This window comes from Pontibacter virosus (assembly GCF_003096355.1).
Classification (GTDB): domain Bacteria; phylum Bacteroidota; class Bacteroidia; order Cytophagales; family Hymenobacteraceae; genus Pontibacter; species Pontibacter virosus.
In genome coordinates this window covers 282,919-296,535 of record NZ_QEKI01000005.1, presented here as the reverse complement: position 1 = coordinate 296,535, position 13,617 = coordinate 282,919, and the positions used below count along the sequence as shown (strand labels likewise).

The 13,617-nt window shown below is 48.4% G+C and carries 10 protein-coding genes; all 10 read left to right on the top strand.

What is annotated here, in order from left to right; translation table 11 throughout:
* Positions 1-67: 67 nt before the first annotated feature.
* Positions 68-280, top strand: coding sequence for a hypothetical protein (locus tag C8E01_RS10270; protein ID WP_116543341.1), 213 nt, complete (start codon positions 68-70; stop codon positions 278-280).
* A gap of 485 nt (positions 281-765) precedes the next feature.
* Positions 766-1,539, top strand: coding sequence for a polysaccharide biosynthesis/export family protein (locus C8E01_RS10265; protein WP_116543260.1), 774 nt, complete (start codon positions 766-768; stop codon positions 1,537-1,539).
* A gap of 9 nt (positions 1,540-1,548) precedes the next feature.
* Positions 1,549-3,921 carry a polysaccharide biosynthesis tyrosine autokinase gene (locus C8E01_RS10260; protein WP_116543259.1) on the top strand — a complete coding sequence of 791 codons (2,373 nt, stop codon included), beginning with the start codon at positions 1,549-1,551 and terminating at the stop codon, positions 3,919-3,921.
* Between the two features lie 105 nt (positions 3,922-4,026).
* Positions 4,027-5,562, top strand: a complete 1,536-nt coding sequence (locus C8E01_RS10255; protein ID WP_116543258.1) for a lipopolysaccharide biosynthesis protein — start codon at positions 4,027-4,029, stop codon at positions 5,560-5,562.
* Positions 5,563-5,643: 81 nt separating this feature from the next.
* The gene (locus C8E01_RS10250; RefSeq protein WP_116543257.1) at positions 5,644-6,834 is read left to right on the top strand and encodes a glycosyltransferase family 4 protein; all 1,191 of its coding nucleotides are present in this window, start codon (positions 5,644-5,646) and stop codon (positions 6,832-6,834) included.
* A gap of 55 nt (positions 6,835-6,889) precedes the next feature.
* Positions 6,890-8,191 (top strand): O-antigen ligase family protein, encoded by a 1,302-nt coding sequence (locus C8E01_RS10245; protein ID WP_116543256.1) that lies wholly within the window; start codon positions 6,890-6,892, stop codon positions 8,189-8,191.
* Between the two features lie 63 nt (positions 8,192-8,254).
* Entirely contained in the window at positions 8,255-9,190 is a 936-nt protein-coding gene (locus tag C8E01_RS10240; protein ID WP_116543255.1) for a nucleotide-diphospho-sugar transferase, read from the top strand.
* Between the two features lie 112 nt (positions 9,191-9,302).
* Positions 9,303-10,142, top strand: a complete 840-nt coding sequence (locus tag C8E01_RS10235; RefSeq protein WP_165820611.1) for a glycosyltransferase family 2 protein — start codon at positions 9,303-9,305, stop codon at positions 10,140-10,142.
* Positions 10,143-10,169: 27 nt separating this feature from the next.
* Positions 10,170-11,435 carry a glycosyl hydrolase gene (locus C8E01_RS10230; protein WP_243409522.1) on the top strand — a complete coding sequence of 422 codons (1,266 nt, stop codon included), beginning with the start codon at positions 10,170-10,172 and terminating at the stop codon, positions 11,433-11,435.
* Positions 11,436-12,082: 647 nt separating this feature from the next.
* The coding region (locus C8E01_RS21635) for a PA14 domain-containing protein (protein ID WP_116543254.1) at positions 12,083-13,617 on the top strand (1,535 nt) is incomplete at its 3' end.

The window sequence follows — 13,617 nt, the reverse complement described above, 5'->3', positions numbered from 1 at the left end:
CTAGCGCATACAACCTATGTTACAATCCGCTATATTGGTTCTATCGTTCGTTCATTTACTCTTTAAGATGGAATACAATATTATAGTAGCCCCTAATCTCGAGACATTGGCAACAGAGGTTGCCGTATTATTTCCGCAAGGCTGGAAGCTGAAAGGTGGAATTATTGAGCACGCTGACGGATTCTCTCAGCAACTGATCCGCAAGGCGTCTGACAAATTGAAACAGAGCCAGGTGCAGGCACCTCAGTCGAAACAGCGCCGTACCAAATGGATTGAATAAATAGTATACTATATACCCTTTATATAAGTAGGAGAACCACCTTCTTCGTGCTGCAAGGCATGGGGAAGGTGGTTCTTTTTCTGCCCTTTGCCCTCACTTATAACAGCAGCCGTTGAACTAAGCACGCCCTGTTGCTGTCCTTCCTACCTCCTCGATAATTATATAATTATTCCCATAAACGTTTTATACACGATCACATCTGCCGTGCAATTGCAATGTTACCTTGTGTTAATATTTGCCGGTAGATATAAAATATAACTTTCTGATTAGAAATATCTTATAATTCATAAGCGACCCTCATTACATTAAATTCACATAATATTTTCGAAAATAAGCATCTTTTTGTGGCTCCTATAGTATATATGGCTGATACAATTTTTTGGGTACCACATGCTGATGCACGACAGGCATGCGCTCCCGCTATCATAAAATCAAAATAAACATTCGAGAATCATCAACATTCACAACACCCTTAAGCCAAACACATGAGAAGAGTCGTATACCTCCTGCTCCTAATGATAAGCGCTACATCGTGCCTCAGCAAAAAAGAGCTTGTATACATGCAAAATGACAACCTGAAGGAGACAGTGGCCACACCAATGCAGACCACCTACAAGCCATACCAGCTACAGCCTGCCGATGTGCTCTCCATCAAGGTACAAAGCCTGGAACCTGAAATATCTAATATCTACAACATCGTACCACCCTCCAGCGCCTTCGGCTTTGCCGACCCGGGTACCATGTTCCTAAGCGGCTACTCCGTAGACGATGAAGGCAACGTGAACCTTCCGAACGTGGGTAAAGTGAAAGTGTCAGGCCTAACGCTTCAGCAGACCCAGGAACTGATTCAGCGCAACGTAGACCGCTATATCACCAATGCAACTGTAGTAGTAAAGCTCATCAACTTCAGAGTGAGCGTGCTGGGCGAAGTAAACCGCCCGGGCCAGTATTTTGTGTACAACGAGCGGGCTACTCTTTTCGACGCACTGGGTATGGCAGGCGACCTGACCCGCAGTGCTGCGCGCGAGAACATAAAATTGGTACGTCAGACGCCTGGTGGATCTGAAGTAGTACTTATCGACCTTAAAGACCCAAATATCGTACAATCTAGATACTACTTCATGCAGCCCAACGATGTGCTGTATGTAGAGCCGTCCGTTGCGCAGGTTAAACGCGACAACCTGGTGTCGCTTAACGTGATCACCATTGCTCTGGGGGTTATCTCTACGGCGGCAGTTATCCTGAATTATTTTAAGTAAGAATTCTCCATGAAACGAAAAAATACAGCGCACGAAATAGACCTGAGAAGCTGGCTTTTCAAGTTCCGAACCAGATGGTATCTGTTTCTGGCTTTTGTGATGATCGCAATGGCAGGGGCCTATGTTTATGTCAAAAGCTCCACCCGCGTTTATGCTTTCAAATCAACCCTCCTGTTAGGAGACCAGCATACCGGTTCAAAAAAGGCGCAGGAGCTGCTCAACCTGCTCGATGTGCAGAATAAGGGCATTAAAGTGGAGGACGAAATCGGTATCCTGACCTCAGCCGATATGATCCGAAGCACTTTAAAGCAGCTTGACTTCTCAGTGTCGTACTACAAAGTTCCCGACCACTGGCTGAACACCGGGCTGGACCTTATTAAAGAGGAGCAGTACGACAACGCTCCCTTCGTAGTACGTCTTGACACCAGTTCGCTTCAAATCGTGGATATTCCGCTGGAAGTGCGCGTGCTGAACGACAAGGAGTACGAGCTGACGGTAAAAGCCGACACCCCTCCTCTGTATGACTATACCACGCATACCGTAAAGCAAATCGTGCCGGAAGTGAACATTACCAAAGTACTGGAGTTCGGTAAGCCGTACAAGGACAAGAATTTCAGCTTTACGATTGAGCGCGCCAATCCTGACGACAAGATCGACGCCAAAAAGCACTACTTCGTGCTCAACAGCATGGAAAGCCTGGTGGCACAGTACGCCAGTAGCCTGAACATTAAGCCAATTGAGCGCGAGGCGCGTGTGCTGGAACTGAGCACCAAAGGTACTATACCTGAAAAGGAGATGCTGTTCCTGAACACGCTGATGAACACCTATGTGGCCCGTGACCTGGACGAGAAAAACATGAACGGCCAAAAAACACTCGAGTTTATCGACGGCCAGATCGCCAGCCTGACGGACTCGCTCCGTCAGAGCAAGCAGGCGCTTTCGTCTTTCCGTTCGGCTAACCGCATTGCCAACATCGACGTGCAGTCCAACATCAGCTACGAAAAACTGGCGCAGCTGGAAATGGAGAAGTCGAAGCTAAGCACCGAAAAGCAGTACTACGTGACGGTGCTCGACCAGATTGAGGACGACGAGAGCTTCACCCAGGCGGTGTCGCCGGCGGTAGCGGGCGTGCAAAACCCGAACCTGGCCAACCTGTTCACCGAGTTGTCGCGCCTGAATCAGCAGCGCGCCTCTTACAGTGTGAGCGCCACAGCGGACAACCCGAGAATAAAGGTAATTGACAGTGAAATCAAAAGCACGCGCAATGCCATTATAGCGAACATCAAGAACCTGATTCGCTCTACCGACATTTCCATTGCCAATGCCGACAAGCGCATTAACCAGCTGGAGACAGGCATCGCAAAAGTGCCGGAGCATGAGCGTCGTTTGATGGATCTGCAGAACCAGGCCGATTTCGTGAACAAGAAGTATGACTTCCTGCTCGAGAAGCGCGCTGAGGCTGCGATTGCCCTGGCTACCAACACCACCGATAAAAAGATAGTGGACAAAGCTGCCATGTGGGGTTCCGGCCCTGTGAACGTGAAGCCGAAAATGATCTTTATGCTAGCCCTTATTTTGGGCCTGATCATACCTGCTGTACTCATTGTGCTGCTCGATAACGTGGACAATACCATACAGGGTAAAAATGACCTGAACAATGTGACGAACATCCCGTTCCTGGGTGTAATTGCGCACGGCACCAAGGCCGACAAGCTGGCGGTAAAAAACAATCCGCGCTCAGCCATTGCCGAGTCTTTCCGGTCTATCCGTATTAACCTGCAGTACCTGACAGCTGAAACTAATTTTAAAGTACTTGGAGTGACTTCATCGGTTTCAGGGGAGGGCAAGACTTTTACTTCCGTCAACCTGAGCAGTGAGATGGCCATGGCCGGAAAACGCACCATCCTCATCGAGTCGGATATGCGCAAGCCTACGTTTGGCAAGTATTTTAACACACACAATGCGTCCGGTTTGTCTTCCTATCTGAGCCAGGGGCTGCCGCTGGAAGAAGTGATTCAGAAAACCGATATCGAGAACCTGGACATCATTTCATGCGGCCCTATACCTGACAATGCCATCAAGCTGTTGGAGCACAAACGCATGGCCGAGCTGATCGACAAGTTAAAGGAGCAGTACGAGTATGTGGTGATCGACACACCGCCGATCGGATTTGTAGCCGAATACTTCATCCTGATGAAGCATATGGACGTGAACCTGTATGTGGTGAAACACAAGTACACCAGCAAGGATATGCTCACCCAGGTGAATGATCTGTACGCGGCCCGCAAGTTGAAGAACATCTACATGGTGATCAACGACCTGGACTACAACAACACCTACGAGTACGGATACAAGAAAAAAGGCAGCTACTACTACGTATAGCGCCTGAGCGAGACATACATGCGCGCTTGAACTAAGAAGGTGCTGTAGGATGCAGATTCCTGCAGCACCTTTTTTTAAGAGACGCGCGATTACCTGAACCTATACATGAGTAAAAATTTAGCTACGAAGGCAGTTAGCGGGTTGAAGTGGAGCTCGGCGGGCACCATTGCCAACGCCGTGATGCAGATTGGCTATACCTCCGCCATGGCCCGCCTGCTTGCTCCCGAGGCCTTTGGTCTGGTAGCCCTTTCGGCCGTTATCCTGCGCTTCGGGTATTATTTTGCCAATCTGGGCCTGAACCAGGCCATCATCCAGAAAGAAGAACTTACTTCCGAAAATATCCGGGCGGCCTTCACCTCCTCCGCCCTACTCGGTGCTGTGTTCACAGTTCTGGCCTGGGTGCTGGCACCGTATGCCACCCTGATCTTCGATATGCCTGAAGTGGTACCAATTGTGCGCGTCATGTCGCTGGCCTTTGTGGTTGGTGGCATTTCTGCCACGGCTACCAGCCTGCTGCAGCGCAACATGCGCTTCAAAGAACTGAGCATTGTCGAGACAGCCTCTTACGTCATATCATACCTGGGCGTAGGTATACTGCTGGCCTGGCTGGATTTTGGCGTGTGGAGTTTGGTGTATGCCTCGCTGGTGCAGCAGGCGCTGGTGGCGATAGGCGCCCATGCCATGGCTCGTCATAATATACTGCCGGTTGTGCGCTGGGAAGCTTATAGGGCGCTGCTCGCCTATGGCAGCAAAATGTCTGTCATAAGCTTTTTTGAGTTCATCTATACCGAGCTGGCCACGCTGCTGATTGGCCGGGTGTTCGGAGCTTACAAACTGGGTATCTACAACCGGGCCTTTATGTTGGTGAATTTGCCCATGTATAACCTGACACGCACGGTGTCGCGGGTGGTCTTTCCTTCGTTCAGCAAACTACAATCTGAAACAGAGAAACTAGCCAAGGTATACCTTTCCAGCACCACCCTGCTGGCTACCCTGATCATACCTGTCTGCCTGGGCATTATGGTGGCAGCGCCCGAGATTGTGCGTGTGGTGCTGGGCGACCAGTGGCTCGAGGCTATACCTGTGCTGCAGGTGCTCAGCCTGGCCATACCGCTGAGTTTTGTCACCATGTTTGCCGGCATCGTGTGCGACGCAAAGGCTGTTCTCAATTGGAAAATCGTCATTACCATCACCCTGATTGTCGTGATCAGTGGCCTGTTTTTCCTGCTGCGTGACTATGGTCTGGTAGGCTTTGGCTTTGCACTCCTCATTAGCGAACTGGTCCGCATTGGCATGTACCAGACCCTGATGAAAAAAATTCTGGACCTCTCTTACTGGAAGCAACTGCGCGTATACCTGCCCGGCATCATGAATGGGGCCGTGGTGGCCATCGTCGTATACCTGGCGAGCACGCTGTTCCGTAACATAGAACTGCCGCATCTGGTAGTGTTAGTTTTACAAATGGTGACGGGTGGCTTTGTGTTCCTGGCGATGATACTTCTCTTCCCGCACAGCGCACTTAAGGAACAATTACACATGGTGTTTTCCAAACTGGGTGTGCAGGACAATCCAGGCTCATACTTTGGCAGAATGCTGATGCGGTATAGAAAAAGCCTGATAAAAGAAACAGAGCACGTATAAACAGGGTATAAACAGTACAATGACAACAGTTAGCCAGCCTTGTCTGATGTAATGCATACCATTAACCTTAGAAACAACCAAATGACTATAGGAGTAGCTGGGCCCGTTGATTTGCGAATACTTGACTGGGACCTGAAAGATACGAACGTACCCCCGACCAATGCGTTTCCCCTTACCTCGCACTTCATCAACGCTTTGCTTAAAAGAGGTTTTAAGGTGATCGCCTATACCAATTCAACCGAGATTGCCGAACCGATGGTGTTGGAGAGCGGCAACCTCAAGGTTTGCATCAGCCGCCAGAAGCCGCAGCCTGGCCGCCGTTTTTTTCTTTACGAGGTGGAAGATCTTCGTAAGATGATGGTAGCCCATCCTGCTGATTTTATGAGCGCTTTCTGGAGCTATGAATTTGCCTGGGCGGCCTTGAAAACCGGAAAACCGACGGTAGTGAGCCTGCACGATGTGGCTTTCGAAATCCTGCGCAAAATACCGGACATGTTCCGTTTGGTGCGCTGGATGATCAACTACATTGTCGTGAGCAAGGCGAATTTCCTGCTGGCTAACTCAGCTTATACCTACAATCAGCTCGACAGTAAGACCAAATCCAAGACCAGGGTCATCGACAATTTTTACCCGAGCACCCTGAAGCACCGCTTGGCAGCTACTCCCCAAAAGGGAAATTATATCATTACGGTAGCCCAGGGCTTTACACACCGTAAAAACATTGAGACAGGACTCCAGGCTTTTGCCCTGCTGCGCAGGCAGTTTCCGGACCTGGAGTACTACTTGGTGGGGGTTGACTCTGAAGAAGGAGGCCTGGCACAACAATATGCGCAGAAACAAAACTTAACAGATGGCGTACGGTTTATGGGCCCGACGCCTTACGACGAGGTGTTCAGGCTGATCCAGAATGCCCAGGTGCTACTGCATCCCTCCAGGGAGGAGTCGTTTGGCATGGTGCTACTTGAAGCGATGATAGCCCGCACACCGGTTGTAGGAGGCAAAGACAGTGGTTATATTCCCCATTTGCTTAACTATGGCAAAGCAGGCCTGCTGAGCGATGTGGAATCACCTGACTCTATGGCGACCGAAGTGAGTCGCATTTTATCAGACAAAGAGTTATACCAGACGCTCGTACACGAAGGCTATACCTATGCCGAAGAGAATTTCTCTGAAAACGTAATCGTGGACCAGCACCTGAATTACTATGGTGAGATCCTTGGTAAGCCCCTTGAGCCTGTGGCACAGCCGAACAAGCCGAAGCAGGTCGCCTGAAAAGGTTAATGCTAGCTGCTGACCAGGAAGGATGGCTTTAGAATGAAATAACCATATGAAATTTAACTACAGCTTTATATTCATTATCCCGCTTACCATGATCCTCATCATGGACAACGCTTTCACAGAGCTGGCGTTCCCGCACAACCTGGAAGCGCAGGGAAACATGCTGAACCTGCTGCTGAAAGGCATGGCGGCTGTTTCGTTTGGCTATAGTACTTTTTATTTTAAGCGCATGTCGCCCGTCATGCGGGTAGCCTACGTACTCACAACACTGTATGTATTCGCCATGGTGTTCGAGTCGTACTACTTCTATGGCACTCCCATGGTATACCCACACGTATTTCAGAAGCTGTTTCTGTTTTACTTCATTTTCTTTGTCTATACCTTTTACAAAGGCAATTTCCACCTGAAGTTCTCGCATGTAGTCTGGTTTATACTGGGGGGCTTCTGGCTCAGCGTAATAGTGGTGCACCCAGATAAACTCAGCCTGGGCGCTTTTACTTCGCATGAGCGGGGGGTATACGCCTCCTCCGTCTACATGCTCGTGATACCGTTTATTTATTTTCTGAGCAAGTATATCTTCGAAAACAAGCTCACCAGCCTGTTTATGGCTTTTTTTATCCTAGTGTCGATCGTATTCTTCCAGCACCGCACCGTTTGGATTTCCACTGCCATCGCATTGGTCATCTATTACCTGCTGATCAGGTTTAAATCTGGCCTGCCGATTAACCTAGTAAGTAAATTCCTGCCTATTGGCATCGTACTGCTGATTGCAGGTATAGCCAGTAGTGCTTTCCTGTTCTCGACGAACCCGGAGATCATTACCAAGATTCAGGACAGTTTCTCCGACATAGAGAACTTCGACTCGCAGGGTACGGGCGGTTGGCGCTACATCCAGTGGATGTCGTACATGCCCTTCATACAGGAAAACTGGCTGGCAGGTATGCGCTTCGAAGGTTTTGAGCTGCCTATTCAGTTCTGGCGCGACGATACCAACGAACCCGTGTTCGACGACGGCCAGGGGCACCACTTCCACAGCTTCTATGTAGACATTCTTTTCTATACCGGTTTTATCGGACTTGCCATTTACTGCATCATGCCTATTTACGCTATTGCTAAAGGCCTGCGCTCTAAGGCCATGACCGTAAACCAGATCATTTTGATCGCCTTTATCAGCACTGGCTTCGCCTACGGGTTCTCCTATGTATTGCCTGTGTTTTATTATGCCATACTGGGCTGGACAATCGTTTACATGGAAGAAGATGGCGTGGAGCGAACCAGTTACCTGCGCGATTTCGGTTCCCGCTGGAAGGCCAAAGCAATCGGTCAGTATCGAAAGTTAACAGCCGCCTGATATTAGAAACTTCTGACGGCAATTTCAGTATACAAAACAGACATATCGTTATACCTTAATATTATGAGTAATTCTATTCCTACCACACCTTTGCACACACCCGTGCTACTAATCATATTTAATAGAGCTCATACCACACAACAAGTATTCGACCGTATCCGCCAGGTAAAGCCAGCGCGACTCTATGTAGCCGCCGATGGTCCGCGACCTGGTGTAGAGACAGATATAGAAAAGTGCGCTGAGACACGGCGCATTGTAGAACAAGTGGACTGGGACTGTGAAGTGAAGACGCTTTTCCAGGAGAAAAACCTGAAGTGTGGTGTCGCCCCCGCTACAGCAATCAGCTGGTTTTTTGAGCATGAAGAGTCCGGCATTATACTCGAAGACGACTGCGTGCCTTCCAAAAGCTTTTTCTGGTTCTGCCAGGAGCTGCTGGAAAAGTACAAGCACGATACGCGCATCATGCACATCAGCGGCAATAACTACCTGAATGGCTGGCGCAGAGACAATGACTACTCGTACTACTTCTCCAACAAAGTGAACGCATGGGGCTGGGCTACCTGGCGCAGGGCCTGGCAGCTTTTCGACTTTAACCTGAACGCCTACCCGGAGCTCAAGGAAAAAGGGTACCTGAAAGGCCTGTTCCTGAATAAGTTTGAAGAAACCTATCGCCTGAGCAAGTTAGAGGAAGCGTTTGCCAGCATTCCGAACGGCGATATCTGGGATTACCAGTGGGAGTTCACCGTATACAGCAACTCCGGGCTCTGCATTGTACCGGAAGTGAATTTGGTACGCAATATTGGCTTTGGAGAGGATGCTACGCACACGTTTAACACCCACGATAACAAGGCACAGATCAAGGAAAATGAAATCACTTTCCCGCTGCGCCACCCTCGGTTTGTGGTTCGAGACATTGAGTCCGACTCACGTAACTTCAATCACTTGATCAAGGGCAAGGTAAGTTCAAAGCTAAAGAGCATCCTGAGCTTTAATCTGTAAAAACAATTTTAAAACAAGCCCTTTAATTTTCGTAGATATTGCTGTCGACAATGCAATGCTGCAACGCCGACAACATTACCTGCACACAATAACAGCATTACATTTGAACCATATGATAAGCATCGTCATACCTGTATTTAACAGAAAAGAGTATACACGAGAATGCCTCCAGTCTTTAGGCAAACAGACAGACCAGCGTTTTAAAGTAATTATTGTAGACGATGGCTCTACAGACGGCACCGAAGACATGCTCCGGGAAGAGTTTCCGGAAGTAGAAGTACTCAAAGGCAGTGGCAGCCTGTTCTGGACAGCCGGCGTAAACATGGGCATCCGGCATGCCCTCAAGCAAGGCACAGAACTCATCATGACCATGAACAACGACGTGATCACGGATGAACGCCTGATCGAGAAGATGTATTACTGGCATGAGCAAAAGCCTGAGGCTCTGTTGGGAGCGCTCGAACTGGATGCCAATACGCAACAGCCTATTTTCGGAGGGGAGCGACTGAACTGGCTGCTAAACACCATCGAAGAAGTGCTGCCTACCCTATCGAAAGACGAGCAAAAAGGACTGCATGCTGTCACCCACCTGCCAGGCAGAGGCTTGCTTATACCTCGTGCGGTGATCGAAAAAATTGGACTCTTCGACCAGGACCGCTTCCCGCATTACATTGCCGACTACGACTATACCCACACGGCCAGAAGGGCTGGCTTTGAACTGTACGTAAACTACGACGCCAAACTTCTCACTTACCCGGAAGAAAGCGGAGAGCGCCAGATACGAAGCCAAAAGAGTTTTAAAAACTATTACAAACACCTGTTCGATTTAAAGGGGGGCGGTAACCTCCGGGACTTTACGAGGTTCACGCTGAAGAACTGCCCTACGCCTTACATTCCGTTTCACCTGGCAAACGGCTATACGCGCAGGTTGGTGGGGTATTTTTTAAGATAACATCAGCTGTTGTACCAGGCAATTGATTTGAAGAAAGCTTTTCCATACCTCAAGACATTAAGCATTGCTATTCCCCTGGTGGTTGTAGCAATGCTTTTTGCTTATTACTATACCCAAGGACACCTGCCCGGTGCAAAAAAGAGTGCTGAAGCCACAACGGCTGGCTATGATAACCCGATCGTTATCACCAAGGGGGGCACTTACACCGGTAACTGGGAGTCAAAAGACTCTGAGGTGGCTGCCGTGGAAATCAAGACATCGGAGCCTGTCGTTATCGAGAATTCCAGCATCCGGGGGGCCGGCTACCTGATCAAAAGCTGGGGACACGATGCTAACATTACCGTTAGAAACACCAGTGGCTACGGCCTTCCCCCCACCCCCTGGATTCTGTATGAGAAGCCGCGGCGATTTCTGATCGTAAACGATTTCAAACATGTGGTGGTAGAGAACTGCTACATGGAGAACACGGCTGGCATTTACGTTGGAGACGCCTACAAAGGCGACGGTAGTCCGGACAATACCATTAAGATCCGCTACAATAAGGCCAGAAACATAGACGGACGCATTCATAACAGTTGGTACCGATCACAGTTTGTGCAGTTCAATTTCCGCAATCCGATCCAGTATGCCGAGATCGCCTGGAACGAAGTGATCAACGAGCCTAACAAGTCGCTCGTGGAAGACAACATCAACCTGTCTAACTCCCGGGGCACGCCTGCCTCTCCCATCCGTATCCACAACAACTACATACAAGGGGCCTATCCATACCCCGCCGATAGCAAGGAGTTTTCAGGCGGTGGCATCATTGCCGACTCCTGGTACGAAGAGGGCATGGGCGACCCTAAAGAAGTAGCCACAGCCTATGTGAAGGTATACGATAACCAGACCGTTAACCTCGGCAACTACAACTACGCTATTGCAGGCGGCAATAACATAGAGGTTTTTAACAACCGTGCCGTTAACGCAGCCCGCTTTGAGAATGGAGAAAAATTCCAGATGTGGACCCAGGGACTATATGGTTACGACTTCTATAAAAAGAATGCGACCTTCAACAACACCTTCCACAACAATGTGATCGGCATTATGGGACAGGATGCCAGAAATGACAACCATTACTTTCCGGATGGCACGGTGAAAGAACACAGCAACACGTTCATCAAAGGCGAGATAACAAAACAAAGCGAGAGAGTTGAGTACGAAACCTGGAAGTCGAAGCTGGAGGACAATCACATTCAACTTGGCCCTCTCCCGGCGCTAACTACCAGGTCAAACGCTCCGGTTACTGTTCAGTAGCTGATAAGCCTACAAACACGGCTTTCACTTAGCTAAAGCCATATACCCCATCCCCTTTTTTCTATATTATTATTCCGTTCCAGAAACCTGTGCCGACCTACACCTGTGGTGATTCCACCCTATCGATTCAGTGTTGTGACACCTTTAAAAAGACCAATCATTAAATCCCTTATTATTAAATATATTATATTTTATATATTTATCAATTTCACTGATCTCACCCTAAGATCTTACCTCAGTATTTTATATTCCAAATTACTTATTATTTGATTTGCCATATCATTTATAGCTTATTTTATAATTTTTAATTTGTGTTATTTTTATTTTTGTAACCTTTTTTAATAAATACCAACATTTAAAAACCCATCACAGGCTTCCTAAATGCATTTTTGACAACTATTGAGAATTGAAATATTTGAAGTACTTATGATTTAATGAAGAATAAATCAAAAAAGACTGGTTTTTCTAAAAAATTCCGACTTATATTTGCAACAACTTATATATGAAGATAAACGCACCGGTTCGCCAAGCTTAATATTTTCATAAAAACCATCAGGCAGCAAATCTACTCCTATACCTGGAAACGGTAAATGCCTGGTGACTTATAAGGAGTACATTTTTTAATTTTTCAACTTTTAGCCAAAAAGATGAATACAATTTCCACTCAGGGGACTAAGTGGACGGGGACAACTCTGTCTGCTTTGATTCTCACACTCGTAGCCTTTCTATTCTCGACAGGTTTCGTTAACGCCCAGACTTACAGCGGGCCATTAGTAATCACAAAAGGAGGTACTTATACAGGCAACTGGGAATCCAAGGATTCTGAGGTGGCGGCTGTAGATGTACGTACTTCCGAACCGGTAACCATCGTTAATTCCAACATTCGTGGTGCAGGTTATCTGATCAAAAGCTGGGGTTACGCAGTTAACATCACAGTAAGAAACACGAAGGGCTACGGTCTTACTCCTACACCTTTCAAGGATTACAAGAAACCACGTCGTTTCCTTACAGTTAACAACTTTAAGAACGTTGTTGTAGAGAACTGCTACCTGGAAGGAACAGCAGGTATCTATGTGGGCACGCGCTACGAAGGTAACGGCTCTACAAGCGAAACTGTAAAGATTCGTTACAACAAGGCCAGAAACATTGACGGCCGCGTATACGGTGGTCAGCGTGAGCACTCTCAGTTCGCTCAGTTCAACTACCGTGGTAGCCTTCCGCACGCTGAGATCGCCTGGAACGAAGTAATCAACGAGCCAAACAAGTCGCTCGTGGAAGATAACATCAACCTGTCTAACTCACGCGGTACTTCCGGTTCTCCGATCCGCGTTCACAACAACTACATCCAGGGAGCTTACCCTTATCCTGCCACAGAAACTAAATTCTCAGGTGGCGGTATTATCGCTGACTCATGGTACCAGGATGGTATGGGCGATGCAGCTTCCGTAGCTACTGCTTACGTGAAGGTGTACGACAACCAGACCGTTAACATCGGTAACTACAACTATGCTATCGCAGGCGGTAACAACATCGAGGTATACAACAACCGTGGTGTAAACTCTGGTTTGTTTGACGATGGCACCCGCGTGAACACACACAACGTAGGCCTGTACGGCTACGACTACTATAAGAAAGGCGCTACTTTCAATGCAGTAATGCGCAACAACGTTACGGGAGTTATGAGCCAGGGCAGCCTGTTCGACAAAAACTACTTCCCTGACGGTTTGGTGAAGAACGAAAACAACCCATACGTTGGTGGCAACATCACGAAGCAGCACGAAAAGAACGAATACACGGCCTGGTTGAACAAGCTTAGCAGCAACGGTATCGTGCTAGGTCCTAACGGATCTGCTCCGTCCACTTCGCCAACACAAGATCCTGTAGCTACTGCGCCTGCTGAGCAGACACCAACTGTAGAATCTGGCTCAACTTCAACTGGTACTACAACAGGTACTGCCGGTACAGGTAAGATCACACGTGACTTCTGGAGCAACGTACACGGTACAACTGTAAGCGTGATTCCAGTAAGCACTAACCCAACTTCTACAAGCGCACTGAGCTCATTTGAGGCGCCAGGCGGCCAGGGCAACAACTACGGCCAGCGCATCCGCGGCTACGTGACCGCCCCTGCCTCAGGCCAGTACACCTTCTGGATCGCGGCCGACGACGTGGCCGAGCTGTA

Bases quoted from the DNA above. Each gene is read 5' to 3' on its own strand.
- C8E01_RS10240 (WP_116543255.1), top strand. From the start codon at position 8,255: ATGAGTAATTCTATTCCTACCACACCTTTGCACACACCCGTGCTACTA.
- C8E01_RS10245 (WP_116543256.1), top strand. From the start codon at position 6,890: ATGAAATTTAACTACAGCTTTATATTCATTATCCCGCTTACCATGATC.
- C8E01_RS10250 (WP_116543257.1), top strand. From the start codon at position 5,644: ATGACTATAGGAGTAGCTGGGCCCGTTGATTTGCGAATACTTGACTGG.
- C8E01_RS10260 (WP_116543259.1), top strand. From the start codon at position 1,549: ATGAAACGAAAAAATACAGCGCACGAAATAGACCTGAGAAGCTGGCTT.
- C8E01_RS10235 (WP_165820611.1), top strand. From the start codon at position 9,303: ATGATAAGCATCGTCATACCTGTATTTAACAGAAAAGAGTATACACGA.
- C8E01_RS10255 (WP_116543258.1), top strand. From the start codon at position 4,027: ATGAGTAAAAATTTAGCTACGAAGGCAGTTAGCGGGTTGAAGTGGAGC.
- C8E01_RS10270 (WP_116543341.1), top strand. From the start codon at position 68: ATGGAATACAATATTATAGTAGCCCCTAATCTCGAGACATTGGCAACA.
- C8E01_RS10265 (WP_116543260.1), top strand. From the start codon at position 766: ATGAGAAGAGTCGTATACCTCCTGCTCCTAATGATAAGCGCTACATCG.